This window comes from Amycolatopsis kentuckyensis, from assembly GCF_041679295.1.
GTDB lineage: Bacteria > Actinomycetota > Actinomycetes > Mycobacteriales > Pseudonocardiaceae > Amycolatopsis > Amycolatopsis kentuckyensis_A.
In genome coordinates this window covers 1-24,646 of the sequence record NZ_JBGDMD010000024.1, presented here as the reverse complement: position 1 = coordinate 24,646, position 24,646 = coordinate 1, and the positions used below count along the sequence as shown (strand labels likewise).

The following is a 24,646-nucleotide window of genomic DNA, read 5'->3' as shown; positions in this document are numbered from 1 at the left end:
GCGTGATCAGATCGACCGAGTCGTTACGCCTGCGGACGGACGAAGGGGAACAGGACCGTCTGGCGGATGGAAGCCCCCGTGAGCATCATGAGCAGCCGGTCGACGCCCAGTCCGAGCCCGCCGGTCGGCGGCATCCCGTGCTCCAACGCGAGCAGGAAGTCCTCGTCCAGCTCCATCGCCTCGACGTCGCCGCTGGCCGCGCGCAGGGACTGCGCCTCCAGCCGCCGCCGCTGCTCGACCGGGTCGGTCAGCTCGGTGTAGGCCGTGCCGACCTCGGAACCGAACGCGATGAGGTCCCAGCGCTCGGCCAGCCGCGGGTCCTCGCGGTGCTGGCGGGTGAGCGGCGAGACGTCGGTCGGGTAGTCCGTGTAGAAGGTCGGCAGCACGGTCGCGCCCTCGACGAGGTGCTCGAACGCCTTGAGCACGAGGTCGCCGTGGCTCGGGTCCTCCCCCACCGGCACGCCCGCCGCCATGCACAGGCGGCGCAGCTCGGCCACCGGCGTCCCCGAGTCGACCTGCTCGCCGAACGCCGCCGAAACGGCGTCGTGCACCGTGATCACCGGCCAGTCGCCGGAGATGTCGTGCTCGGCGAGCTTGCCGTCGGCATCGGGCCGGCGGACGATCTGGGCGCCGTACGCCGCTTCGGCCGCGTGCTGGACCAGCTCGCGCGTCAGCGTCCGCATGGTGTCGTAGTCGGCGTACGCCTGGTACGCCTCGAGCATCGTGAACTCGGGGTTGTGCGTGGCGTCGACGCCTTCGTTGCGGAAGTTGCGGTTCAGCTCGAAGACGCGCTCGACGCCGGCGACGCACAGCCGCTTGAGGTACAGCTCGGGCGCGATCCGCAGGTACATCCGCATGTCGTAGGCGTTGATGTGCGTGACGAACGGGCGGGCGTTCGCGCCGCCGTGGACCGTCTGCAGCATCGGCGTCTCGACTTCGAGGTAGTCGGCGTGGTGCAGCCGGTCGCGCACCGCGCGGACCACCGTCGACCGCAGCCGCAGCATGTTCGTCGAGTCCGGGTTGACCGCGAGGTCGAGGTAGCGCTGCCGCACCCGCGTCTCCGGGTCGGTGAGGCCCTTCCGCTTGTCCGGCAACGGGTGCAGGCACTTGGCGGTGACCGTCCACTCGTCGACGAGCACCGAAAGTTCGCCGCGCTTGGACGTGACGACCTGGCCGCTGACCCCGACGTGGTCGCCGAGGTCGACGCCGGTCCGCCAGCCCTTGAGGTCGAGCTCGCCGGTCTCCAGCATCAGCTGGATCTCGCCGCTGAAGTCCTTGACGCGCGCGAAACAGAGGCCGCCGAGGGTGCGCATCGCCAGTACCCGCCCGGCGATCCGGACGCGATGGCCGGTGGCGTTGTCCGGCTGCAGGTCGCTGAACTTCCGGACGACGTCGCCGATCTGGTCGTCGCGGCGGAAGCCGACCGGGTACGGGTCGATCCCGGCCTCGCGCAGCTTGGCCAGCTTCGCCATCCGGACGCGGACCTGCTCCGGCCGCCGCACCGGCTTCGCCGCCGGCACCGCCGCGGACTCCTCGATCTCCCGGACGCGCGCGACGAAGTCGTCGCCGACCGTCTCGAGCCGCAGCGACCGCGACCGCCCGGTCGGGACGAACCCTTCGAGCGCCCCCGCGACGATGCCGACGCGCGGGAGCCGCCGCGCCGAGGAGTAGCAGAGGAACCGCGGCTCCCAGTCCGGCCCGTACTTGGCGTTGGACCGGTACAGCGACTCCAGCTGGAAGAACCGCGAAGCGACGCTCAGGATCCCCTTCCAGGCCCGCAGCACCGGGCCCGCGCCGATCCGCTCGCCCTCGGAGAAGACCGCGCGGAACATGGCGAAGTTGAGCGAGATCCGCTGCGCGCCCAGGTGCTGCCCGGCCGCGACGACCTCGGCGATCATGTACTCGTTGAGGCCGTTCTCGGCGTCGCGGTCGCGGCGCATGAGGTCGAGGGAGAGCCCGCGCCGGCCCCACGGCACGAACGACAGCAGGCCGCGCAGGTCGCCGCGGGCGTCGTAGGCCTCGACCATCACGCTGCGGCCGTCGCTCGCGTCGCCGAGGCGGCCAAGGGCCATCGAGAAGCCGCGTTCGGTCTCGGCACCGCGCCAGGCCTGGGCGCGGGCGAGCAGCTCGGCCATCTCCTCGTCGGGGATCTCGCCGTGCCGGCGGACGCGGGAGGTGTAGCCGGCGCGCTCGATGCGTTTCACGGCCTGGCGGACCGAACGCCGCTCCGGCCCGGCGAGGCTGAACTCGCGGACGTCGAGCACCGCTTCGTCGCCGATCTCCAGGGCGCGCAGGCCGGCGTCGGTGTACGCCTTCGCGCCGCGCTCGCTCGCCCCGAGCACGCCGGGCGTCCAGCCGTAGGTGCGCGTCTCGTCGAGCCACGCGCGCACGGCGTCCGGCCACGCCTCGGGGTCGCCAATGGGGTCGGCGCTGGCGACGCTGGTGCCGCCGAGCACGCGGTAGGTCACCGCCGCGCGGCCGTTCGGCGAGAAGACGACGCTCTTGTCGCGCCGGGTCGCGAAGTAGCCGAGGGAGTCGTCCTCGCCGTGTTCCGCGAGCAGCTTGCGCACGCGAAGCTCTTCTTCGTCGGTACGCAGGCGCCGGCTGCGTACACCGCGGAAGAGCTGGTACAGCGCCGCGGTCGCGACGGCGGTGGCGCCGAGGTCGAGGAAGACGTCGAGCCAGGCCGGCCCCTCGCCGACCCCGATCCGGCGCAGCTGCAGGTTCTCGCCGGTGGCGTGGTTGACGACCCAGGCGAACCGCTCCCACGAGTCACCGAGGTGGCCGGGAAACGCTTCGGCGAGGGCCCAGCCGACCAGGATGACCGCGGTGAACCCGCCGAACAGCATGGTCAGGCCGTCGCGCCAGGCGCTCGGCGCGAGCCGGGCCGGGAACGCCGGGCGCAGGGCGAGCAGGAAGAAGATCAGGACGACCGACAGGACGTCGGCGACCGTGAGGGCCCACAGCTGGACCGGGATGTGCCGGACCTGCCGCGACCCGAGCGAGAGCAGCTCGGGCGACCACAGCAGCGTCGCCTGCAGGGCCAGCGTGAGCACCAGCCCGACGCCCTGGAACAGCACCAGCGTGTACAGCGCGGCCTTCTTGCGGCGGCGCAGCGCACCGCCGAGGACGACCAGCAGCAGCACCATCACCAGGCTCGCGCTCGTCGGCACGCTCAGGCTGGAGAAGGCCATGTCGATGCCGTTGAGCAGGCGCCCGTGCGCGCCGTTCGTGAACAGGAGGAGCACCGAGAACACCGCGGCCAGCTGGACCACGGTCGCGACGATGCCGCCCGCCTTCGCCTTCCAGGCCGGCAGGCGCGGGCGCGTGCTCGCGAGGGTTCCCATCGTTGCTTTCGTCGCCTTTCGCGGCCGATCGGTGGTCATGCCTGCTTATTGACGTAAGTGAACACAGGTTGGTTGTCCCCGGGCATCAACCTGAAGGCTGACGACCCCTGCTACCCGGGGGTGTGAAGCTGGTCGCACGGGGTTGGGGCCGCTCCGGGGGCGTGTCACGCTTTGAGACGCCTCTGTTCCACGACCCGGGGACCTCGCCGAGGCCTCGAGGGAAGGACGGTCGACGACGATGTCTGCCAGCGCCGAAGAACCCGCCCCGTACGGCACCGGACCGGCCGCACCCGCGGCCAAGGCCCCGGGCCGGAAGGTCCGCGTCCACCACCTGCGTGAGCTCAAGGAACGCGGCGAACCGTGGCCCATGCTCACCGCCTACGACATGTACACCGCCGCGCTGTTCGACGAGGCCGGGATCCCCGTGCTGCTCGTCGGCGACTCCGCGGCCAACAACGTCTTCGGCTACGACACCTCGCTGCCGGTGACGGTCGACGAGCTGCTGCCGCTGGTGCGGGCGGTCACCCGGTCGGTCAAGCGGGCCCTCGTGGTCGCCGACCTGCCGTTCGGCTCCTACCAGCTCTCGCCGCAGCAGGCGCTGGAAACCTCGGTGCGCTTCATGAAAGAGGGCCGCGCGCACGCCGTCAAGCTCGAAGGCGGGCGGCGGTTCGCCGCGCACGTCGAGGCGCTGACGTCGGCGGGTGTGCCGGTGATGGGGCACATCGGGTTCACCCCGCAGAGTGAACACAACCTCGGCGGCTACCGGGTGCAGGGGCGCGGCGAAGCGGCGGACGTGCTGCTCGCCGACGCGCTGGCGCTGCAGGAGGCCGGGGCGTTCGCGGTGGTGATGGAGATGGTGCCCGCGGAAGCCGCCAAGCGCGTCACGGCGGAGCTGAAGATCCCGACGGTCGGCATCGGTGCCGGCCCGGACTGCGACGCGCAGGTGCTCGTCTGGCAGGACATGGCCGGGCTGCGGCGCGGCAAGGCCCCGCGGTTCGTCAAGCGGTACGCCGACGTCGCGACGGTGCTGCAGAACGCGGCGACGGCGTTCGCCGAGGACGTCCGCCGCGGCGAGTTCCCGGCGCCGGAACACGCTTTCCACGACTAACCCCGGTTCCGGAACCGCTCGGCGAGCGCCGGGTCGTTCTCCCACCACAACCCGGTCGCGGGAGCTTCGTCCAGCTGGACGTCGATCTGCTTCGCGCGCCGTTCGTCGTCGCGGGCCCACCGCACGAACAACGCGACGACGAACGGCAGGCCGGCGACGTCACCGCCGATCCACAGCACCCCCGCGCCGATGATCTGGTCGGTGCGGGGGTCCGGGCCGTGGCCCGGGTGCGCGGCGGCGTAGTGCGCCGGCGCGAGCAGGGGGCCCAGCCACAGGACCAGGCCGAGCGCGCCGTCGAAGATCACCTCGGTGAACGCGATCCACACCGACACCAGGTGCGGGTCCGACCGCGGCGTCGGGTCGAGGCCCAGGCGCGTCCAGAAGTAGACGAACCCGGCCAGCACGAGCGCCAGCCGGACCAGGCCGTCGACGAGCGACGACCGCAGCACGAGGTCGTAGAGCGGGGTCAGGTAGAGGACCAGCAGCGGCACGACCAGCGCCAGGGTCACCACGGGCGGGAACGTCAGCGCGCGGGCGAGCGGGCCGCGGCCGTGCCGCCGCAGCCACGGCGCCGGGACCGCGTCGAGCAGGAGCCGGATCGGCGAGCCCAGCGCGAGCAGCAACGGCGTGATCATCAGCAGGGTGATGGTCTGGACCGCGCGGACCCAGAAGAACGTCCGGTCGTAGACGGCCAGTGGCGAGCAGGTGACGGCCACGATCGTCGCCAGCCCGGCGAGGAACGCGGCCGTGCGGCCCGGCGGCCACGCGCGGCCGCGGGCGGCGCGGACGTAGAGCGTGCCGAGGACCAGGACGGCGAGCAGCGCCGGGACGTCGAGCACGTCAGACCGCGAAGAAGAGCAGGCTGCCGATTCCGGCGACCACGCAGTAAATGGCGAACGGGGTCAGAGTGCGCGTTTCGAAGTATCCGGTGAGGAAACGGACGGAAATGTACGAAGCGACCCCGGCGACGAGGCTGCCGGCGAGCGCCGGACCGAGCGAGGCGTGGTTTTCCGGGGCGAACAGCGTCGGCATCTTGAGCACGCCCGCCGCGAGAATGACCGGGGTGGCGAGGAGGAACGCGAAGCGCGCGGCGTCCTCATGCCCGAGCCCGCGGCGCAGGCCGGCGACCATCGTGATGCCGGAGCGGCTGATGCCCGGCAGCAGCGCGAGGATCTGCGCCGCGCCGATCAGGACCGCCTCGCCGACGCGCAGCTTCGCCAGCCGGACGTCGGTCCGCTCCTCGACGGTGACGGCCCGCATGACGAGCGTCTCCTCGGTCGAGAAGTCCACTGTGTCCGCTTCTTCGGCGGGTTTCGCGCGCGAGAACTTCTCGGCGGCGTAGAGGACTCCGCCGTTGAGCGCGAGGAAGATGGCCGACGGCACCGGCTTGCCGAGGAAGTCGCGCAGCAGCCCTTCGAGCAGCAGACCGGCCAGCCCGACCGGGATGGTGGCGAGCACGAGCAGCCAGGCGAGCCGTTGGTCGGGTGTGCGGACTTCGCGGTGCCGGATAGACGTCCACAGGCCGCGGACGATCCGCACCCAGTCCTTTCGGAAGAACAACACGAGCGCCAGCGCGGTGGCGACGTGCATGGCGACGAGCACCGCCAGGTACGGCGAATCCTTGCCGATGCTCAGGTCGCGCTGCCACGAGCCGCCGAGCCAGGCGGGCAGCAGGATGCTGTGGCCGAGACTGGACACCGGAAACAATTCCGACACCCCCTGCAAGGCGCCGACGACAATCGCCTCGAGATAGGTCACCGCGGACATTCCGTGCCTTTCCGTACGGCTTTTGGAAACCCCGACACCGGAACGTACCGGCCCATTCGTTAACCAAGGGCAAGGGGCACCGCCGCGCTCAGCGTCCTCTCAGCAGGTGTTCACATATATGAACTCTAATCATGTTCTTGACTGACGTTCGGGGTGTGGCTTAGCGTTTAGCCCGTCGCCGCCACGACGAAGATTCGGACCCTCGACGAGGAGGACGGGAATGTTGCGTGTGCGGATCGCCGGCGGCCCCCTCTCGTCGGACCCGGCCGCTTCGAGCGGCTGACCCCCTGGACGGGAGCCCGCTCAGCCCGGCGGCGGGGGCGGGCTCCCACCTTTCTTGGTCGTCGTCCCGGCTCTCGGCGGCGGGGCGTCGGGGCGACGGCCAGGACCCTCCGGCAGAGTGTCGGGCATGGACGAGCTGTACCCGCCGATTCCCCCGCGTGCCGAAGGGTTCCTGGACGTCGGCGACGGTCACCGGATCCGGTGCCAGGAGGCGGGCAACCCGGCCGGCAAGCCGGTGGTGGTGCTCCACGGCGGGCCCGGCAGCGGGATCGCGCCGATGGCGCGGCGGCACTTCGACCCGGCGGCCTACCGGATCGTCCTGTTCGACCAGCGCGGATCCGGCCAGTCGACGCCGGGCGCGGACGACCTGGGCGCGAACACGTTGTGGCACTTGGTTTCCGACATGGAGAAGCTGCGTGAGCGGCTCGGCATCGAGCGCTGGCAGCTCTTCGGCGGTTCGTGGGGCGCGACGCTCGCGCTCGCCTACGCCGAGACGCATCCTTCGCGCGTCAGCGAAATCGTCCTGCGGGGCGTCTTCACCGTGCGGCAAAGCGAGCTGGACTGGATCTACCGCGGCGGGGCCGCGAACCTCTTCCCGCGCGAGTGGGAGGCCTTCCTGGCGCCGATCCCGGCCGCTCTCCGGGACGACCCGTTGGCCGCGTACGCCTCACTGCTCGAGGACCCCGAAGTCCGCCATCGGGCGGCGGTCGCGTGGAGCACCTGGGAGGGCGCGACCGTTTCCGTGCAGCCGCAGGAGTCGTTCGTCCGCCAGTACGCGGACCCGGCGTTCGCGCTGACGTTCGCGCGGCTCGCGGTCCACTACTTCCGCCACGGCGCCTGGCTCGAGGAGGGACAGCTGATCCGCGACGCGGGGAAGCTCGCGGGCATCCCGGGCGTCCTCGTGCAGGGGCGGTACGACACGGTGTGCCCGCCGACCACGGCGTACGAGCTGCACCGGGCGTGGCCGGGTTCGGAATTGAAGCTCCTGGAGGGCGCCGGGCACGCGGTGACGGATCCAGGGGTGCTGGCGGCGTTGCGCGCGGCTACGGACTCATTCCGCGAGTAGCACCGCGAACACCCGCTCGAGCTTGGTCTTGAGCACTGCCTCGTCGGCTTCCGCGAGCGCGGTGCTGCCGATGAGCGTCCGCATCAGCCAGAACCCGGCGATCACGGACAGGACCAGTGCCGGACCGGCGTCCTTTCGCCCCGGGAGCCGGTCAGCCAGGTGTTTCTCGACGTGGCGCTCGATGCCGGCCCGCAGGATCTCCGCGGCCCGCGGGTTGGGCGCCGAGCGCAGCATCAGCAGGAACGGGTCGAGCCGCGCCGCGTCCGGCGCGGTCCGGCGCACGAGCGAAGCCGCGAGGTCCGCGGCGAGGGTCGCCGGGTCGTCGGTGAGCACGGTCCGCTCGGCCATCGCCGCTTCGACAACCTCCGCGAAGAGGCCTTCCTTCGAGCCGAAGTAGCGGTTGACGAGCATGGCCGTGACGCCGGCGGACTCGGCGATCTCGCGCACGCCGACGCCGTCGAAGCCGGCGCGGGTGAACGCTTCGAGCGCCGACGCCAGGATCGCTTCCCGGGTCGCGGCGGCGTTGCGGGGTCTCATGTATACGAGTGTAGACTTAAGCTAAGTCTACAGGTGTATACCTCTTGGGAAGGGTCTTCATGGATCTCGAAATCGCTGGTAAGCGGACTTTGGTGACCGGTTCGAGCGCGGGCCTCGGTTCCGCGATCGCTCGGCTCTTGGCCGCCGAGGGCGCTTCGGTGGTGGTGCACGGCCGGGACGTCTCGCGCGCTTCGCGGGTCGCTTCGGAGATCGGCGCGGCGGGCGTGGCGATCGGCGACTTGTCGACCGACGCGGGAGCGGACGCCGTCGCCGCCGCGGCCGGCGACGTCGACATCCTGGTCAACAACGCCGGCTCGTACGACCACCTGTCCTGGACCGACGCGACGACCGCGGACTGGACGGCGATGTACGAGGCGAACGTCGTCTCGGCGGTCCGGATGATCCACCGGTGCGTGCCGGGCATGCGCGAGCGCGGCTGGGGCCGGGTGATCCAGATCGGCGGCGGGCTGGCGATCCAGCCGATGGCGATGCAACCCCACTACACGGCGACGCTGGCCGCGCGGCACAACTTGGCGGTGTCGCTGGCGCGCGAGCTGGCGGGCACGGGCGTGACGTCGAACGTGGTGTCCCCGGGCGCGATCCTGGTGGACTCGGTGCGCGACCTGCTGACGTCGATCGCCCCGTCCCACGGCTGGGGCACGTCGTGGGAGGAGATCGAGAGCGCGGCGGCCCGCGAGCTGGTGCCGAACGACCTCGGGAGGCTGGGCCGCCCCGAGGAGATCGCGGCGGCGGTGGGCTACCTGGCGAGCCCGGCGGCGGCGTACGTGAGCGGCGCGACGATCCGCGTGGACGGCGGCACGATCCGGTCAGTGCACTAGAGCCGCCCGCCGGACGCCGTGTCGCCGGACAGCCGCTGGGCCAAGTACACCGGGACCGTCGACACCACGATCAGCACCGCCGCGACGACGTTCACGATCGGCGCCTGGTTGGGCCGGAACAGGTTGTCGTAGATCCAGATCGGCAGCGTCTCCATGCCCGTGCCCAAGGTGAACGTCGTCACGATGATCTCGTCGAACGACAGCGCGAACGCCAGCAGGCCGCCCGCCAGCAGCGCCGAGCGCAGCATCGGGAACGTCACCAGCCGGAACGTCGTGAAGCCCGTCGCGCCGAGGTCCATCGACGCCTCCTCGAGGTTGCCGCCCATCCTCCTCAGGCGCGCGACGACGTTGTTGAACACCACCACGATGCAGAACGTCGCGTGCGCGATGATCGCCGTCAGCAGACCCAGGTCGATGCCCAAGATCGTGCGGAACGCGTTGTTCAGCGCGATGCCCGTCACGATCCCCGGCAGCGCGATCGGCAGGATGATCAGCAGCGACACCGGGTTGCGCCCGAAGAACCGGTAGCGCTGCAACGCGAACGCCGCCATCGTGCCCAGCACCAGCGCGATCGCCGTTGCCGCGAGGCCGGCCTGGACGCTCGTCCACAGCGCGTGCAGCGCCCCTTCGTTGGACGTCGCGCGGCTCCACCACTCCAGCGTGAAGCTCGACGGCGGCCAGCCGAACGTCGTGTCCGCGTTGAACGAGTTGAGCAGCACCACGACCAGCGGGAAGTAGATCACCGCCAGCCCCAGCCCCAGCGCCGTCCACAACAGCGTTCGCATGAGCGCTCCTAGAGGTTGTCGAGCGCGCCGGTGCGGCGCACCGCGGCCAGGTACGCGAGCATGATCACGACCGGCACCGTCGCCACCGTCGCCGCGAACGGCAGGTTGTTCGCCGCGCCGATGTTGTCGTAGACGACGTTGCCGAGCATCTGGGACGTGCCGCCGACGATCTTCACCGCGATGTAGTCGCCCAGGGACAGCGAGAACGTGAAGATCGAGCCGGCCACGATCGCCGGGAACGTCAGCGGCAGGATCACCGAACGGAACGTCCGGAACGAGCGGGCGCCGAGGTCGCCGGAAGCGTCCACAAGGGAATCCGGAAGGCGGTCGAGGCCCGCGTAGATCGGCAGGATCATGTACGGCAGCCACAGGTACGACAGCGTGATGATCGTGGCCGTGACGCCGTAACCGGGCGAAATGGAGCTCAGCGCGCCGTTGCCGGACAGCATCGACCGCCACGCGTACGCCTTCACCAAGTAGCTCGCCCACAGCGGGGTCATCACCGCGATCACGAGGATGCGTTGCGCCCGCGGCGAAGCGAGCTTGGCCATCGCGTACGCCATCGGGAACGCGACTACCGCGTCGATCACCGTGACCAGCGCCGCGATCCCGACCGTGCGGAAGGTGATCGTGCGGTACACGGCGTCGGTGAACAGCGTCTTGAAGTTGTCCAGCGACCACTCGATGACGACCTGGCCGGTGAAGCTGTCGGTGTGCCAGAACGCCGTGACGAACAGCGCGGCGAGCGCGCCCAGGTAGGCCAGGCCGAGCCAGAGCAGCGGGGCCGAGAGCAGGAAGCCCAAGCGCAGCTTGGGCTTCCTGTAGAAGAACGCGGTCATCTCAGCCCTTGATCTCGGTCCAGGCCTTCGTCCACTCGCCGTAGTCCTTGCACTTGACGTCCGTGCGGCCGTCGAGGCACTGCTGGATCGGCGTGGTCCAGTACGCGATCTTCGCCGCGTACCCGGCGTCGTTGGCGTGGTAGGTGTCGCAGAGCGTCTTGTCGGTCATCTCCGCGCACGCCTTCGGGTTGGCGGGCGCCTCGCCGAAGTACTCGGCGACCTGGGCGTTGACCTTCGGGCTGATGATGTAGTCGAGCCACTTGTACGCGCACGTCTTGTGCGCCGACTTCGCCGCGACCATCCAGGTGTCCGACCACCCGGTCGCGCCCTCGCTCGGCACGGCGGCTTCGAGCGGCGCACCCTCGCCCTTGGTCAGGTTGACCGTGACCTGCCAGGCGGTCCCGACGACGGCGTCGGCGTTCTTCAGTGCCTGCGACTCCTTGAGGTAGTCCGACCAGTACTCGCTCACCAGCGGCCGCTGCTGCTTGAGCAGGTTGACCGCGGCGGTGAACTGCTTGTCGTCCAAGGCGTACGGGTTCTTGATACCCAGGTCGGGCTGGTGCGCCTGCAGGTACAGCGCGGCGTCGGCGATGTAGATCGGCGAGTCGTACGCGATCACCTTGCCCTTGTAGGGCGAGTTCGCGTCGAACATCACCGACCACGACGTCGGCGCGGGCGTCACCTTGTCGGTGCGCCAGGTCAGCAGGTTCGCGCCCCAGCCGTGCGGGATGCCGTAGGAGACGCCGCCGACGCTGTTCCAGGACTTGTCCTTGAGGAACGGCTGGACGTCGGCGTAGTTCGGCACGAGCGCGGTGTTCACCGGCTCGGCGTCACCGGACGCCACCAGCCGCAGCGACGCGTCACCCGAGGCGGACACGACGTCGTACTGGCCGGTCTTCATCAACGTCACGGCTTCGTCGGACGTGCCGAACGGCTTGACGTTCACCTTGCAGCCGGTCTGCTGCTCGAACGGCGTGACCCAGTTGACCTTCGGGTCGTTCGAGCCGTTCTCCGCGTACCCCGGCCAGGCCAGCACGTTCAGCTGGCCTTCCGGCTGCCCGAGCGCCTTGAGCGCCTCCAGCTTCGGCGGGGTGAAGCCCTGCGCGCCGGGCGGCGCGGACGAACTCGTGCCCGACGTGCCACATGCAGCCAACAGCAGGCTAGCGCCGAGGAGGCCGGCAAGCCGCGTCTTCCTGTTCTTCATGGCAACCCTTTCGAGGTACTACTGGACCTGGAAGCTGTGTTCGTTCCGCCAGCTCAACCGGACGCGGCCGTCGGCGAAAGCCGCGTCGTCGACGTTCTGCCGGACGACCGAAAGCCGTCCCCCGGCGTCGAGGGCGACGGCGTACCGCACGGTCGCCCCGGCGTAGACGACGTCGGTGACCGTGCCGGTCGCGCTGGTGTGCCCGGCCGCGGCGGGCTCGGACAGCTCGCCGTCGATGCGGATCTTCTCCGGCCGGATGCTGAACAGCCCCGGCCGCCCGATCACGGACTCGGCGCCGCGGCCGCCCAGCAGGTTGGACGTGCCGACGAACCCGGCGACGAACGCGCTGGCGGGGCGTTCGTAGACCTCTTCTGGTGTCCCGACCTGCTCGATCTTCCCGTCGTTGAACACCGCGATGCGGTCGCTCATGGTCAGGGCTTCGTCCTGGTCGTGCGTGACGAAGACGAACGTGATGCCGACGTCCCGCTGGATCTGCTTGAGCTCCAGCTGCATGGCCTGGCGCAGCTTGAGGTCGAGCGCGCCGAGCGGCTCGTCGAGCAGCAGCACCTTGGGCCGGTTGACCAGCGCGCGGGCGAGCGCGACGCGCTGGCGCTGGCCGCCGGACAGCTGCGCGGGCTTGCGCGAGCCGTAGTCCTCCAGCCGCACCGTCTTCAGCGCTTCGAGCGCGCGTTCCCGGCGCTGCTGCTTCGGGACGCGCTTGACGCGCAGGCCGTACTCGACGTTCTGCTGCACGGTCATGTGCGGGAACAGCGCGTAGTCCTGGAACACGGTGTTGACGTCGCGTTCGAACGGCGCGAGGCGGCTCACGTCCCGGCCATCGAGTTCGATCGTGCCCTCGGTGGGCAGCTCGAAGCCGGCGATCATGCGCAGCACCGTCGTCTTGCCGGAGCCGGACGGGCCGAGCATGGAGAAGAACTCGCCGGGCGGGATGTCGAGGTCGACGCCGTCGACCGCGTGGACGTCGCCGAAGTGCTTCCGCAGCCCGGAAAGCCGGATCGCCGGGCGCGTGCTTTCCGGTGCCGCGGGCTCTTCCCGCGTCTCGGACGGTGCTTGGTTGGGCGATTGGTTCGGCACGGCGACCCTCACAGTGCGCTCATCACGTGCTTGACGCGCGTGTAGTCCTCGAGGCCGTACAGCGAGAGATCCTTGCCGTAGCCGGACTTCTTGAACCCGCCGTGCGGCATCTCGGCCACCAGGGGGATGTGGGTGTTGATCCAGACGCAGCCGAAGTCGAGCTTCGCGGCCAGGCGCATCGCACGCTGGTGGTCGCGGGTCCAGACCGAGGACGCGAGGCCGTACTGGACGGCGTTCGCCGACTTGAGCGCCTCGGTCTCGTCGGCGAAACGCTGGACGGTGATGACCGGGCCGAAGATCTCGTTCTGGCTCATCTCGTCGTCCTGCTTCAGACCGGAGACGACGGTCGCCTCGTAGAAGTAGCCCTCGTCGCCGGTGCGGTGTCCTCCACAGTGGACGGTCGCGTGGCCCGGCAGCCGGTCGATGAACCCGGACACCTTCGCCAGCTGGGCCGCGTTGTTGAGCGGGCCGTAGGCGACGTCTTCGTCGTCGGGCTTGCCGGTCTTCGTGTTCTCGGCCTGCCGGGCGAGCGCCGCGACGAACGTGTCGTGGACTTCGTCGGCGACGAGCACGCGGGTGGCGGCGGTGCAGTCCTGGCCGGCGTTGAAGTACCCGGCGACGGCGATGGCCTCGGCGGCGGCTTCGAGGTCGGCGTCGGCGAAGACGATGACCGGCGCCTTGCCGCCCAGCTCCAGGTGGACACGCTTGACGTCGTTGGCGGCCGAGCGCGCGACTTCGATGCCGGCCCGGACCGAGCCGGTGATCGACACCATCGCCGGGATGTCGTGCTCGACCAGCGCGCGGCCGGTGTCGCGGTCGCCGCAGACGACGTTGAACACGCCCGGCGGCAGGAACTCGCCGGCGATCTCGGCGAGCAGCAGCGTCGACGCCGGGGTCGTGTCGGACGGCTTGAGCACGACCGTGTTGCCGGCGGCGAGCGCGGGCGCGATCTTCCAGATGGCCATCAGCAGCGGGTAGTTCCACGGCGTGACCTGGGCGCACACGCCGACGGGCTCGCGGCGGACGTAGGAGGTGTGGCCTTCCATGTACTCGCCCGCCGACCGGCCTTCGAGCACACGCGCGGCCCCCGCGAAGAACCGGACCTGGTCCAGGATCATCGGGATCTCTTCGGCCATGGTCAGCGCGATCGGCTTGCCGGTGTTCGCGGACTCGGTTTTGACGAGGTCTTCGGCGCGGGCTTCCAAGGCGTCGGCGATCTTGAGCAGGGCGAGCTGGCGCTGGGCCGGCGTCGTCGCGCGCCAGGTCTCGAACGCGGTCGCGGCGACCTGCAGCGCGTTGTCGACGTCCTCGGGCCCGGCGATCGGCGCGGTGCAGTAGGGGCGCCCGGTGACCGGGTCGATGATCTCCGCCGTCCGGCCCGACTTCGAGTCGACGTACGCGCCGCCGACGTAGTGCTTCAGCTCCTGCACGGTGGACTCCTCCAGCGATCGGGACTAAAACATATAAGTCCATATGTAATAGGACAAGGGGATCAGGCAAGATTGGTGCGAACGGGTTGCCGGCGAGGCGAAGGGTCACGATGCGCAAGGGCATGTCGCACAGCGCGCGGTCCGCCATGTTCGCGCCGCTCGGCCAGGTCGGCCGGGCGGAAGCGGTGGCGGCGCGGCTGGCCGACGCCATCACGCTCGGGCTGCTCGCCGACCAGGAGCAGCTGCCCAGCGAAGCCGACCTCAGCGCGCAGTTCGGCGTCTCGACCGTGACTGTCCGGGAAGCGCTGGTGGCCTTGCGCCAACAGGGGCTGGTCGAGACGCGGCGGGGGCGCAGCGGCGGCAGCTTCGTCCGTGCGCCGGCCAACCCACCGCCGGACGCGTGGCGCGAACGGCTGCGCGAGGTGTCGCTGTCCGACCTGCGCGACGTCGGTGACCACTACCTCGCGATCGCCGGGGCTGCCGCCAAGCTCGCGGCGGAACGCAGCTCGCCCGAAGACATCGCGCGGCTGCGGCTGGCGGCCGACGACCTCCGCACGGCGCACGGCATCGACTTCACCCGGGCTGAGCGGCAGTTCCACCTGGAGGTCGCGGCGGCCGCGCAGTCGCCGCGGCTGACGCACGAAGAACTCCAGCTGCAGACCGAGCGCGGCGGGCTGCTGTGGCTCCCGCTCGACCCGGGATCGCACGCCCACGAGGAGCACGCGGCGATCACGACGGCGATCGCGGCCGCGGACGGCGAGCTGGCCCGCAAGCTCACCGAGGAACACATCCTCGGCGCGCTGGACCGGCTCGCGGACGTGCACCTGGACTTGCTCACGCCCTAAACTCCGCTTTACTCCGCGCATCGAGGTGAGCACCGTGAACGACACCCGCACGCTGGCCGGCGACGAGGTCGTCGAGCAGGTTTCGGCGCTGGTGGAAGGGGTCTTCGAACGGCTGAAGCCCCTGCTGGCGGCGGCCGAGTCGGTGCTGGCCGACGCCCCGTCCGCAGCGGCGTTGCACCGGATCCGCCCGCAGGTCATCGAGGCGCTCGGCGGCCTGGTCATCGGCGCGGGCTTCGTCAGCGCCCCGCGCGTGCTGGCCGATTCCGAGTTCGGCTTCGAGTGGTGGACGTGCTCCGCGGGTGAGCCGCCGTCCCAGCTGTTCATCAGCCTGGACCCGGCGAGCGAGAACTTCCTGGACTACACGCGCCAGTCGTGGTTCACGGTCCCCCGCGACACCGGGCGGCGGCACATCAACGGCCCGTACGTCGATTACCTGTGCACCGACGAATACACGCTCACGTTCACGATCCCGGTGCTCCTCGGCGGCGCCTTCGCGGGAGTCGTGGGCGCGGACGTGTACGTGCGCGAATTCGAGCGCGCGGTGCGTCCCCGGCTGCGGTCGCTGGGCCGCGGGGCGGCGTTGCTGAACGCACAGGGGCGGGTGATCGTGTCCAACAGCGTGCGGCAGCCGACGGGGTCGCTGGTGCGCGAGGCGGACGTCCCGGCTTGGTGGTCCGCGGGCGCGGAACCGGGACCGGCCCTGCGGCGGTGCGGGGACTCGCCGATCGTCCTCGTGACCGGCTAGGGGCCACCCATCAACGCGTAGCCGACGAAGCAGTTCCCGTCCGCTCGCACGAGAAGCCGGATGGGGACGCCGTCGGTCACGGACTCGGCGGTGTAGACGGCGTGCGACGGCCCGAACCACGTGCCGACCTCGTCGACCTGGGTCAACGCCGTCTCGTCGCCGCCGAACGGCACGCAGTACGGCGAACCGGCGCACCAGCCGGCCCCGGCGCAGGCGGGGCCGCGGTAGTCGCGGCCGGCGTGGTGGATGCGGTACGGCAGCCCGTGCTCAGTGGGCAGCGCGTAGCCGAAGTGGTTGGCCGTCCACGGGAGGAAGGCGACCCCGCCCGCGGCGAGGACCAGTCCCCCGGCCACCGCGGCCGCGGCGAGTCGACAGCCCACGAAAAGGGGACGTCCGGCGCGGTGCCGACGTTGCTCACGTCTGCAGCGCCACCCAAAGTTCCGCGCGCACGCCCGGTGAATCGAGGTCGCGGCCCAGCAGTTCCCCCGCTTTCCGGATCCGGTTCCGCAGCGTGTGCCGGTGGACGCCCAGCCGCGCGGCCGCCACGTCCCAGTGGCCGTGGTGCTCCAGCCAGCAGCGCACCGACTCGACCAGGTCTCCGCGGCCGGCCTCGTCGTGCCGGCGCAGCGGGGCGAGCAGGTTCTCGCCGTAGATGCGGGCCACCACGGGATCGATGAGCGACAGCAGGCCCCGGGCCGAGTGTTCCGCGTAGGTGACGAGGGGTTTGCCGTCCGCCTCGGCCGCGCGGGCGGCCAGGTCCGCCTGTTCCGCCGCCACCGCGAAGTTCTCCAACGGCACCGGATCCACCAGGCCCGCGTGCATCGGGCCGGCGCTCGCCGCCGCGGTCAGCGCCCGGTCGAGCACGTCGCCGCCGGACCGGCCGATGACGAGCACCGCCGAGCCCGACTCCGCGAAGAACAGCGAGCTGTCCCCTTCCAGCGCGTCGCCGAGCCGGCGACGCTGCGCCGGCCCGCCGACCAGCGCCACCACCGCCCACGGCGGGTCCGGCGGGTCGCCCCACGCCGTGCTCAGCACGCCGAGCGCGAGTTCGTGCTGTCCCGCCGCCAGCAGGTCCACCACGCCGGTCCGCAAGGACCGCCAGGCGTGCGTGAGCTTCAGATCCTGTTCCAGCGCCAGGGAAAGCAGCGCGACCGCCGTGTTGACCACGTGCCGTCCGGCGGTGTCGAGGGGCTCGGCCGTGCCGACCGCGAGCGCCCGCCGTACCCGCGTGGGAAGGGTCTGCAGCACGACTTCGTGCCCGTCGAGTTCGAAGACCCGCGTACCCGAGCGAAGCTGCTTCAGCTCTTCGCGCACTTCGTCGGCGTAGGACAGCGCGTCGCCAGCTCCCTCGGCGCCCGCGGAGTCGAGGAGCAGCACCCAGCCGTCGACGAGCTTCGCCAGCTTGCGCAGCACCCCGGCCGGCCCGCCCTTGCCGACCGCCGTGCGGGTCAGCTCCTGCTGGGCGCGGCCGATCCGGACCGTCGTCGCGTACTCGTCGGCCGCCACCGCCCGGGAGACCGCGCGAGTGATCGCGATGAACGGCGTCTCGCGCGGCACCTCCAGCACCGGCAAACCCACCTCCGCCGCCGTCGCCACCAGCGAGCGCGGCACCGACTCGTGGCTCAGCCCGACGCCGAAGCCGAGTCCCGCGACGCCGGCGTCGACCAGCCGGCGCACGTAGGACGGTGACGTCTCCTCGTCCAGGGCCAGCCCGGTCGTGAGCAGCAGCTCACCGCCTTCGAGGAACGCCTGCGGGTCGGTCAGCTCCGTCGGGTGCACCCACCCGATCGGCCGATCGAGGACGTCTTCGCCGGTCAGCACCCGCAGCCCGAGCGGGCGGTCGGCAGCCAGTCCGGCCAGCGTGAGTGCCATAACGGCCAATCATACGCGCCGAAATAGCCAGAACGTCCAGCTGACGACCGTCCGGTAACCGCTCATCCTGAGGACGTCCACCGACTTCCCCGAGGAGCACGCCGTGACCGCAAGCACCACCGCCGAGCCGCAGGCCCCGGCGCCCCGGCAGCGCAGGCTGCGCACCGAGATCCCCGGCCCCGCCTCGCGCGAGCTGCAGGAGCGCCGCGCGAACGCCGTCGCGGCCGGAGTCAGCTCGGTGCTGCCCGTCTACGTCACCTCGGCCAGCGGCGGCCTGCTCACCGACGCCGACGGCAACGTCCTGATCGACTTCGGCTCCGGCATCGCGGTGACCAACGTCGGGCACTCCGCGCCGGCGGTCGTCGACCGCGTCCGCAAGCAGGCCTGCTGGTTCACCCACACCTGTTTCATGGTCACGCCGTACGAGGGGTACGTCGAGGTCTGCGAGGCGCTGGCCGAGCTGACGCCGGGCGACCACGCGAAGAAGTCGGTGCTGTTCAACTCCGGCGCCGAAGCCGTCGAGAACGCCGTGAAGATCGCGCGCACGGCGACCGGGCGCCAGGCCGTCGTCGTGTTCGACCACGCCTACCACGGCCGCACCAACCTGACGATGGGCATGACCGCGAAGTCGGTGCCCTACAAGCACGGCTTCGGGCCGTTCGCGCCCGAGGTCTACCGCGTGCCTGGCTCGTACCCGTACCGCGACGGCCTGTCCGGCCCCGAAGCGGCCGCGCTGGCGATCGACCGGATCGAGAAGCAGATCGGCGGCGACCAGGTGGCCGCGGTCGTCCTGGAACCGATCCAGGGCGAGGGCGGTTTCATCGAGCCCGCACGCGGCTTCCTACCGGCGATTTCGGCGTGGTGCCGCGAAAACGGCGTCGTCTTCGTCGCCGACGAGGTCCAGACGGGCTTCTGCCGCACCGGTTCGTGGTTCGCGTCCACCGACGAGGACGTCGTCCCGGACCTCATCGCGACGGCGAAGGGCATCGCGGGCGGCCTGCCGCTGTCCGCCGTCACCGGCCGCGCGGAGCTCCTGGATGTGGTGGCGCCCGGCGGATTGGGTGGCACGTACGGCGGCAACCCGGTCGCGTGCGCGGCGGCGCTCGGCTCGATCGAGACCATGAAGACCGAAGACCTGGCGGCGTCGGCGAAGCGCATCGAATGCGTCGTCCTGCCGCGGTTGCGGGCGCTGGCCTCGGAAACCGGCGTGATCGGTGACGTCCGCGGCCGCGGCGCGATGCTGGCGGCGGAGTTCGTCAAGCCCGGGACGTCGGAGCCGGACGCCGACCTCACCAAGCGCGTCGCGGCGGCCTGCCACCGGGCCGGCGTGGTGGTGCTGACCTGCGGCACGTACGGCAACGTCGTCCGGCTGCTGCCGCCGCTGTCCCTGTCCAACGACCTGCTCGACGAGGGCCTCTCGGTCCTCGAGCACGCTGTCCGCACGGAGGCTCGCGCATGACTTCCCCCTTCTGGGTCGCCGGAAAGCCGGTGACCGGCGGTGCCACCGCTTCGGTCCGCCACTCCTTCGACGGCTCGGAGGCCGGGTCGCACTTCGTGCCCTCGGCTGACGACCTCGAGGCCGCGGTGCAGGCGGCGCACGACGTCGCCGACGAGTTCGCGACGCTGCCCGCGCACGTCCGCGCCGGCGCGCTGGACCACGTGTCCCGTTCGCTGGGTGAGCGGTCCGAAGAAATCGCGGCGTTGATCACCGCCGAGTCCGGCAAGCCGCTCAAGTGGGCCCGCGGCGAGGTCGGCCGCGCGGTGTCGACGTTCCGCTGGGCCGCCGAGGAGGCCCGCCGCTTCTCGGGCGAGCTGCAACGCCTCGACACCGACCCGGGCGGCACCGGCCGGCTGGCGCTGGTCCGGCGCGTCCCGAAGGGGCCGGTGCTGGGCATCACGCCGTTCAACTTCCCGCTGAACCTGGTGGCGCACAAGGTGGCCCCGGCGATCGCGGTGGGCGCGCCCATCGTGCTCAAGCCGGCGCCGGCAACGCCGCTGACGGCGTTGCTGCTGGGTGAGATCCTGGCTGAGACGGACCTCCCGGCGGGCTCGTGGTCCATCTTGCCGGTGGACAACGAGACGTCGTCGCGGCTGGTCGAGGACCCGAGGCTGCCGGTGGTGTCGTTCACCGGGTCGGTCCCGGTCGGCTGGGCGATCCGTGACCGCGTCCCGCGCAAGCACGTGGCTTTGGAGCTGGGCGGCAACGGCGCGGTCCTCGTCTGCCCGGATTGGCCGGACCTCGACTTCGCGGCGCAGCGGATCGCGACGTTCGCGATGTACCAGGCCGGGCAGTCGTGCATTTCGGTGCAGCGGGTGTACGTCCACGATGCTGTTTACGACGCACTGGCCTCGAAGATCCTCGAGCAGGTCGCGTCCCTGCGGACGGGCGATCCGCGCGCGGACGGCGTCGATGTCGGGCCGCTGATCAACGAAGCCGCCGCCTCCCGGGTGGAATCGTGGGTTTCCGAAGCGGTCTCCGCCGGCGCGAAGCTGCTGACCGGCGGCGGGCGTTCGGGAGCGACGGTGGAGCCGACGGTGCTGGCGGACGTCCCGGAAGACGCGTCGGTGATGGTCGAGGAGGTGTTCGGCCCGGTGGTCTCGCTGGTCCGGGTGTCCTCGGTGGCCGAGGGCGTCGAGCGGATCAACGCGTCCCGTTTCGGGCTGCAGGCGGGCGTGTTCACCCGCGACCTGCCGACGGCGTTCGAGGTGTCAGCTGCGTTGAAGGTGGGTGGCGTGCTGGTGGGCGACGTGCCGAGCTTCCGAGCCGATCAGATGCCGTACGGCGGGGTGAAGGACTCCGGGGTGGGCCGCGAGGGCCCGGCGTCGGCGATGGCGGACTTCACCGAGGAGCGGGTCACGGTTCTGACGGGATTGACGCTGTAAGAGCTTCGTGGGCCTCGACGAGTGACGGCCCGTACCACGTGAGGTGGCGGCCCGAGACCAGGACGTACCGCGCGTCCGGGAAGTGGTCCGGGCCGTCCTCCTCCGTGAACACGTAAGGCTCGTCCGGCAGCACCAGCAAATCCGCGTCGGCCGCGAAGTGCGCCCGCAGCTCCTCGACGTCCGGCCGCGGATACCGCTCCTCCGAGGTCGCGTACACGTTCGCCACGCCCACCCGGCGCAGGACGTCGCCGCCGAAGGTGTCGCGGCCCAGGACGATCCACGGCTTGCGCCACACCGGGACCACCGCGTGGAAGCGGACCGGCCGGGTCTCGCGCCAGAGCTCCTCCGCCGTTACGAGCCACTCCGGCTCGTCCAGCTCGTACGCCTGCGTCAGGATCCGCCGCAGCGAGCCCAGCGCCGCCGGCACCGACGCCGCCGCGGCCATCACCCACACCAGGATCCCGTTGGCACGCAGGCGTTCCACGTCCTCCTGACGGTTCTCTTCGGAGTTGGCCAGCACGAGGTCGGGCGCGAGGTCCAGCACCCGGTCGAGCTTCGGGTACTTCGACCCGCCCACCCGCGGCACGTCCAAAGTGGACGGATGCGTGCAGTAGTCCGTCGCGCCGGCCAGGCGGCCGGGCGCGCTCAGCTCGACCGCTTCGGTCAGCGACGGCACCAGCGAAACCACGCGCGAAGCCGGGCCGCCCAGCGGCACCGGCTCCCCGAGATCGTCGACGAGGGTCATGCGCGTTCGAACGACACCTTCCGCTTCTCGACGTCCACCGCGGTCAGCCGGACGCCGATCCGCTCCCCCGCGGTCAGCTTCTCGCCCGCGCACTTCGCCATCACCGTCGGGTCCTCGACGAGGATCTCCGCCTTGTTCTCGTCCGCGCGCAGCACCACCGCGCTGAACTCGCCGCCGATGTGCTCGGCCAGCACCCACGCCTCGACCTGGTCGATGCACGCGCGCTCGACCTTCGCGGCGAGCGTGTCCGACGCCATCATGCGGTCCGGGACGTCCGCGAGCGCCGCCCGCACCCACTCCGGCACCTCGCGCCCGGCCGAGACGGCAAGGCAGATCTCCGTCGCGAACCGGTCGACGAGCCGCCGGATCGGCGCCGTCACGTGCGCGTACGCGCCGCCGATGCCCGCGTGCGTCGTCAACGCGGGCAGCTCGCCGTCGAACGCCGTGTAGCCCGCGCCGCGCAGCAGCCGCGTCGTGTCGGCGTAGAGCGCCATCGACGCCGGCTGCCCCGGGTCCAGCCGGGACAGGAACTCCGAAACGGTCGCATCCGGCGCCCACGCGATACCCAGCGCGTCGGCGGACCGGCGCAGCCAGTCGACGGCCTCGGGTTCCGGGTCGGGCAGCGTGCGCAGGACGCCGACCCGCGCGTCGATCATGATCCGCGCCGCGGCCATCCCGGTGAGCAGCGAGATTTCGGCGTTCCACGCGTCGACGACGGTCCGCGGCCGGCGCGCGAGGACCCAGCCGCCGTCCGGGTTGCCGCTGATCTCCTGCTCCGGCAGCTGCAGCTCGACGGCGCCACGCCGGACGGCCAGTTCGCGTCGCCGCCGGCCCAGCTCGGGCAGCGCGGCCACCGACGGGTGCGGGTTGCCGGCGTCGAGCGCGGCCTGGACCGTCTCGTAGTCGAACTGCTCGGTGGACCGGACCAGCGCGCGGCGGACCCGGGTGGCCGTCGGCTCGCCCGCTTCGTCGGTCTCGATGGTCCAGAGCACCGCGGGCCGGATCTCGCCGGGCAGCAGGCTCGCGGCGCCTTCGGACAGGACCGGCGGGTGCAGCGGGACGTTCCCGTCCGGCAGGTAGAGCGTCTGGCCGCGCAGGCGCGACTCGCGGTCGAGCGCGCCGCCGGGCGGGACGAACGACGCCAGGTCGGCGATCGCGTAGTGCACGCGGAAGCCGTGCGCGGTCCGCTCGACGACCATCGCCTGGTCGAGGTCCTTGGCGCCGGGCGGGTCGATGGTGACGAAGGGCAGGTCCGTCGCGTCTTCGCGGCGTTCGGCCAGCGGGTCGAGGACCGCCGCCTCCGCCTCGGCCAGCACGTCGGGCCCGAACGACTCCGGCAGCGAGAACTCGGCGCGCAGCGGACCGAAGTCCCCGCCCGCCGAGTGTGTCCTGATCACCAGGGGAGGCACCCCCCAACCCTAACCCCGGAAGGGGCCGATGATCGCCCGATCGGGCGCGGGCCGGTCGGGTGTACGTTGACGGGCAATAATGAAAACCGTCTTCATTCTCAGGAAGGGTCTCCCGTGAAGATCGCGTTCGTCGGCAAGGGCGGCAGCGGCAAGACCACGCTGTCGTCGCTGTTCGTCGCGTACCTGGCCGACGCCGGCCTGCCGGTGCTCGCCATCGACGCCGACATCAACCAGCACCTCGCGGTGGCGCTCGGCGCGACCGAGGAGGAAGCGCTCGCCTGGCCGACGCTCGGCGACAACATGGCGCTGATCAAGGACCACCTGCGCGGCGACAACCCGCGGATCCCCGACGCGGCGTCGATGATCAAGACGACGCCGCCGGGCCGCGGGTCGCGGCTGGTCCGGCCGTTCGAGGACAACCCGGTGTTTTCGGCGTGCTTCCGGCAGCTGGGCGGCGTGCGGCTCGGCGTCACCGGGCAGTTCGACGAGGACGACCTGGGCGTCAAGTGCTACCACTCGAAAGTGGGGGCGGCGGAGCTGCTGCTCAACCACATGGTGGACGTCGAGGGCGAGTACGTCGTGATGGACATGACCGCGGGGGCGGACGCGTTCGCGTCGGGGCTGTTCACGCGGTTCGACGTGACGTTCCTGGTGTGCGAGCCGACGGTCCGCAGCGTGGGCGTGTACCGCCAGTACGCGGACTACGCGCGCGACTACGGCGTGCGGCTGGTGGTGGTCGGCAACAAGGTGACCGACGCCGACGACGTCGAGTTCCTGCAGGACCAGGTGGGGCCGGCGCTGCTGGGCTGGATGTCGGCATCGGGGCACGTGCGCGCGGCGGAGCGCGGCACGGCCCGGCCGATCACCGAGCTCGAGCCGCGCAACCTCTCGACGCTGCGTTCGATGCTCGCGACGGTGGACGCGGAGCAGCGCGACTGGGCGCGTTACCAGCGCCAGGCGGTGGAGTTCCACCTGCGCAACGCGCGCGCCTGGGCGGGCGCGGACTTGGCTGCGCAGGTGGACCCGGAGTTCGTGCTGGGGCCGAGGTTGGCGGCCCAGCCGTCTTAGTCGTCGTTCCAGGAGGCGTCGGCGGCGTCGGCCTGCCGGGTCCGTTCCTTGGCGATGTCGAGCGCCCGCCGGGCGGTGGCCTCGTCGGGGTAGGGGCCGAGCAGGTCGACGCTGCGGCTGCGTTCGAGGTGCTCGACCTGGTGGGTGCGGGTGTTGTAGTACCACCCCTGGTCCGGGTTCGGGTCTTTCGCCATGAACCCAGGTTCGCACCTCGGCGCCGGTTTTTCAGCGCTTGTACCGGTAGGGGATCTCGGTCGGCTGCCCGGTGGGGCCGAAGTCCTGCGGTTCTTCGGGTTCTTTGGGTTCGGAGAACTCGTCGAACCACCCGCGCGGGGTGCCGCGCGGCGGGGTGGCGGGCTCTTGCCGGTCTTTGGAGGGTTGCGGGAGAGGCGTATCCGGACCGGGAAAGACGGGGCGCGCGGTGGGTGGGGCCGGGGGCATGGTGCCGGGGCCCGGGAAGACCGGCCGCGCGGGGGCGGCGTGGCGGGCCGGGAAGGGCTGGGGGGTGGATTCCGGGCCGGGGAAGACGGGTTTGGCGGGCCGCACGGGACCGGTCTTCCAAGGCGGCGCGGCGGGTTGTTGGGGCGGGTTGCTGGCCGGCTGCTGAGCCGCGGCAGGGGGTTGCTGCGAGCCAGACTGCTGCGACCCGGCAGGCGGCTGTTGCGGAGCAGGCGGCTGCGATCCGGCAGGCGACTGTTGCGAGGCAGACTGCTGCAGCCCAGCAGGCGGCTGTTGCGGCCCGGCGGCGGGTTGCTGGGGCGTGGCAGCCGGCTGCTGCGA

General features: G+C 71.3%; 22 protein-coding genes. 8 read left to right on the top strand and 14 right to left on the bottom strand.

The window, feature by feature from the left end:
• Positions 1-23 precede the first annotated feature (23 nt).
• Complete coding sequence (lysX, locus tag ACERZO_RS49135) at positions 24-3,347, bottom strand: bifunctional lysylphosphatidylglycerol synthetase/lysine--tRNA ligase LysX (RefSeq protein ID WP_372672939.1); 3,324 nt, start codon at positions 3,345-3,347, stop codon at positions 24-26.
• A 238-nt stretch (positions 3,348-3,585) separates the two neighbouring features.
• Here lysX and panB point away from each other — a divergent pair, with 238 nt between their 5' ends.
• Complete coding sequence (gene panB, locus ACERZO_RS49130; RefSeq protein WP_372672938.1) at positions 3,586-4,455, top strand: 3-methyl-2-oxobutanoate hydroxymethyltransferase; 870 nt, start codon at positions 3,586-3,588, stop codon at positions 4,453-4,455.
• On the opposite strand, the gene ACERZO_RS49125 is transcribed toward panB, so the two are convergent.
• Both ACERZO_RS49125 and ACERZO_RS49120 read right to left on the bottom strand, forming a co-directional pair.
• On the bottom strand, positions 4,452-5,294 hold the full coding sequence (locus ACERZO_RS49125) for a cytochrome c oxidase assembly protein (protein WP_372672937.1): 843 nt from the start codon (positions 5,292-5,294) through the stop codon (positions 4,452-4,454). The genes panB and ACERZO_RS49125 overlap by 4 nt on opposite strands.
• A 1-nt stretch (position 5,295) precedes the next feature.
• On the bottom strand, positions 5,296-6,222 hold the full coding sequence (locus ACERZO_RS49120) for an undecaprenyl-diphosphate phosphatase (protein ID WP_372672936.1): 927 nt from the start codon (positions 6,220-6,222) through the stop codon (positions 5,296-5,298).
• 409 nt (positions 6,223-6,631) lie between these two features.
• Here ACERZO_RS49120 and pip point away from each other — a divergent pair, with 409 nt between their 5' ends.
• Positions 6,632-7,570 (top strand): prolyl aminopeptidase, encoded by a 939-nt coding sequence (gene pip / locus ACERZO_RS49115; RefSeq protein ID WP_372672935.1) that lies wholly within the window; start codon positions 6,632-6,634, stop codon positions 7,568-7,570.
• Here the strand turns inward: pip and ACERZO_RS49110 are convergent.
• Positions 7,556-8,107 (bottom strand): TetR/AcrR family transcriptional regulator, encoded by a 552-nt coding sequence (locus tag ACERZO_RS49110; protein WP_372672934.1) that lies wholly within the window; start codon positions 8,105-8,107, stop codon positions 7,556-7,558. The genes pip and ACERZO_RS49110 overlap by 15 nt on opposite strands.
• A 59-nt stretch (positions 8,108-8,166) precedes the next feature.
• Here ACERZO_RS49110 and ACERZO_RS49105 point away from each other — a divergent pair, with 59 nt between their 5' ends.
• Complete coding sequence (locus tag ACERZO_RS49105; protein WP_372672933.1) at positions 8,167-8,946, top strand: SDR family NAD(P)-dependent oxidoreductase; 780 nt, start codon at positions 8,167-8,169, stop codon at positions 8,944-8,946.
• Here the strand turns inward: ACERZO_RS49105 and ACERZO_RS49100 are convergent.
• Genes ACERZO_RS49100 through ACERZO_RS49080 form a run of 5 tightly spaced genes read right to left on the bottom strand, consistent with a single transcriptional unit; the run spans position 8,943 to position 14,299 of the window.
• A complete protein-coding gene (locus ACERZO_RS49100; protein ID WP_372672932.1) occupies positions 8,943-9,731 on the bottom strand; it encodes an ABC transporter permease in 789 nt (262 codons plus the stop codon). The two genes, ACERZO_RS49105 and ACERZO_RS49100, sit on opposite strands and share 4 nt — an antisense overlap.
• An 8-nt stretch (positions 9,732-9,739) precedes the next feature.
• The gene (locus tag ACERZO_RS49095) at positions 9,740-10,570 is read right to left on the bottom strand and encodes an ABC transporter permease (RefSeq protein WP_372672931.1); all 831 of its coding nucleotides are present in this window, start codon (positions 10,568-10,570) and stop codon (positions 9,740-9,742) included.
• 1 nt (position 10,571) lies between these two features.
• Positions 10,572-11,774: an ABC transporter substrate-binding protein gene (locus ACERZO_RS49090; RefSeq protein WP_372672930.1), complete on the bottom strand. Its 1,203-nt coding sequence runs from the start codon at positions 11,772-11,774 to the stop codon at positions 10,572-10,574.
• Positions 11,775-11,792: 18 nt separating this feature from the next.
• On the bottom strand, positions 11,793-12,869 hold the full coding sequence (locus ACERZO_RS49085) for an ABC transporter ATP-binding protein (RefSeq protein WP_372672929.1): 1,077 nt from the start codon (positions 12,867-12,869) through the stop codon (positions 11,793-11,795).
• An 8-nt stretch (positions 12,870-12,877) separates the two neighbouring features.
• Positions 12,878-14,299: a gamma-aminobutyraldehyde dehydrogenase gene (locus ACERZO_RS49080; protein ID WP_372672928.1), complete on the bottom strand. Its 1,422-nt coding sequence runs from the start codon at positions 14,297-14,299 to the stop codon at positions 12,878-12,880.
• Positions 14,300-14,409: 110 nt separating this feature from the next.
• Between ACERZO_RS49080 and ACERZO_RS49075 the strand changes: the two genes are divergently transcribed.
• Both ACERZO_RS49075 and ACERZO_RS49070 read left to right on the top strand, forming a co-directional pair.
• Complete coding sequence (locus ACERZO_RS49075) at positions 14,410-15,144, top strand: FadR/GntR family transcriptional regulator (RefSeq protein WP_372672927.1); 735 nt, start codon at positions 14,410-14,412, stop codon at positions 15,142-15,144.
• A 34-nt stretch (positions 15,145-15,178) separates the two neighbouring features.
• Positions 15,179-15,889 carry a cache domain-containing protein gene (locus tag ACERZO_RS49070; protein WP_372672926.1) on the top strand — a complete coding sequence of 237 codons (711 nt, stop codon included), beginning with the start codon at positions 15,179-15,181 and terminating at the stop codon, positions 15,887-15,889.
• On the opposite strand, the gene ACERZO_RS49065 is transcribed toward ACERZO_RS49070, so the two are convergent.
• Positions 15,886-16,269, bottom strand: a complete 384-nt coding sequence (locus ACERZO_RS49065; protein ID WP_372672925.1) for a hypothetical protein — start codon at positions 16,267-16,269, stop codon at positions 15,886-15,888. The two genes, ACERZO_RS49070 and ACERZO_RS49065, sit on opposite strands and share 4 nt — an antisense overlap.
• Before the next feature lie 34 nt (positions 16,270-16,303).
• Complete coding sequence (locus ACERZO_RS49060; RefSeq protein WP_372672924.1) at positions 16,304-17,761, bottom strand: PucR family transcriptional regulator; 1,458 nt, start codon at positions 17,759-17,761, stop codon at positions 16,304-16,306.
• Positions 17,762-17,864: 103 nt separating this feature from the next.
• Between ACERZO_RS49060 and gabT the strand changes: the two genes are divergently transcribed.
• Both gabT and ACERZO_RS49050 read left to right on the top strand, forming a co-directional pair.
• Positions 17,865-19,220: a 4-aminobutyrate--2-oxoglutarate transaminase gene (gene gabT, locus ACERZO_RS49055; protein ID WP_372672923.1), complete on the top strand. Its 1,356-nt coding sequence runs from the start codon at positions 17,865-17,867 to the stop codon at positions 19,218-19,220.
• Entirely contained in the window at positions 19,217-20,644 is a 1,428-nt protein-coding gene (locus ACERZO_RS49050; protein WP_372672922.1) for an aldehyde dehydrogenase family protein, read from the top strand. The genes gabT and ACERZO_RS49050 overlap by 4 nt, the downstream gene beginning before the upstream one ends.
• On the opposite strand, the gene ACERZO_RS49045 is transcribed toward ACERZO_RS49050, so the two are convergent.
• Positions 20,616-21,389: a helical backbone metal receptor gene (locus tag ACERZO_RS49045; protein WP_372672921.1), complete on the bottom strand. Its 774-nt coding sequence runs from the start codon at positions 21,387-21,389 to the stop codon at positions 20,616-20,618. The two genes, ACERZO_RS49050 and ACERZO_RS49045, sit on opposite strands and share 29 nt — an antisense overlap.
• Complete coding sequence (locus tag ACERZO_RS49040) at positions 21,386-22,786, bottom strand: RNB domain-containing ribonuclease (protein WP_372672920.1); 1,401 nt, start codon at positions 22,784-22,786, stop codon at positions 21,386-21,388. Before ACERZO_RS49040 ends, ACERZO_RS49045 begins: the two co-directional genes overlap by 4 nt.
• Before the next feature lie 126 nt (positions 22,787-22,912).
• On the opposite strand from ACERZO_RS49040, the gene ACERZO_RS49035 reads away from it, so the two are divergent.
• A complete protein-coding gene (locus tag ACERZO_RS49035; RefSeq protein ID WP_372672919.1) occupies positions 22,913-23,866 on the top strand; it encodes an ATP-binding protein in 954 nt (317 codons plus the stop codon).
• On the opposite strand, the gene ACERZO_RS49030 is transcribed toward ACERZO_RS49035, so the two are convergent.
• Positions 23,863-24,060: a hypothetical protein gene (locus ACERZO_RS49030; RefSeq protein ID WP_372672918.1), complete on the bottom strand. Its 198-nt coding sequence runs from the start codon at positions 24,058-24,060 to the stop codon at positions 23,863-23,865. The genes ACERZO_RS49035 and ACERZO_RS49030 overlap by 4 nt on opposite strands.
• Positions 24,061-24,646: the final 586 nt, after the last annotated feature.

Bases quoted from the DNA above. Each gene is read 5' to 3' on its own strand.
- panB (WP_372672938.1), top strand. From the start codon at position 3,586: ATGTCTGCCAGCGCCGAAGAACCCGCCCCGTACGGCACCGGACCGGCC.
- ACERZO_RS49095 (WP_372672931.1), bottom strand. From the start codon at position 10,570: ATGACCGCGTTCTTCTACAGGAAGCCCAAGCTGCGCTTGGGCTTCCTG.
- ACERZO_RS49075 (WP_372672927.1), top strand. From the start codon at position 14,410: ATGCGCAAGGGCATGTCGCACAGCGCGCGGTCCGCCATGTTCGCGCCG.
- ACERZO_RS49110 (WP_372672934.1), bottom strand. From the start codon at position 8,107: ATGAGACCCCGCAACGCCGCCGCGACCCGGGAAGCGATCCTGGCGTCG.
- ACERZO_RS49050 (WP_372672922.1), top strand. From the start codon at position 19,217: ATGACTTCCCCCTTCTGGGTCGCCGGAAAGCCGGTGACCGGCGGTGCC.
- ACERZO_RS49060 (WP_372672924.1), bottom strand. From the start codon at position 17,761: ATGGCACTCACGCTGGCCGGACTGGCTGCCGACCGCCCGCTCGGGCTG.
- pip (WP_372672935.1), top strand. From the start codon at position 6,632: ATGGACGAGCTGTACCCGCCGATTCCCCCGCGTGCCGAAGGGTTCCTG.
- ACERZO_RS49120 (WP_372672936.1), bottom strand. From the start codon at position 6,222: ATGTCCGCGGTGACCTATCTCGAGGCGATTGTCGTCGGCGCCTTGCAG.
- ACERZO_RS49030 (WP_372672918.1), bottom strand. From the start codon at position 24,060: ATGGCGAAAGACCCGAACCCGGACCAGGGGTGGTACTACAACACCCGC.
- lysX (WP_372672939.1), bottom strand. From the start codon at position 3,347: ATGGGAACCCTCGCGAGCACGCGCCCGCGCCTGCCGGCCTGGAAGGCG.
- ACERZO_RS49090 (WP_372672930.1), bottom strand. From the start codon at position 11,774: ATGAAGAACAGGAAGACGCGGCTTGCCGGCCTCCTCGGCGCTAGCCTG.
- ACERZO_RS49045 (WP_372672921.1), bottom strand. From the start codon at position 21,389: ATGACCCTCGTCGACGATCTCGGGGAGCCGGTGCCGCTGGGCGGCCCG.
- ACERZO_RS49105 (WP_372672933.1), top strand. From the start codon at position 8,167: ATGGATCTCGAAATCGCTGGTAAGCGGACTTTGGTGACCGGTTCGAGC.
- ACERZO_RS49100 (WP_372672932.1), bottom strand. From the start codon at position 9,731: ATGCGAACGCTGTTGTGGACGGCGCTGGGGCTGGGGCTGGCGGTGATC.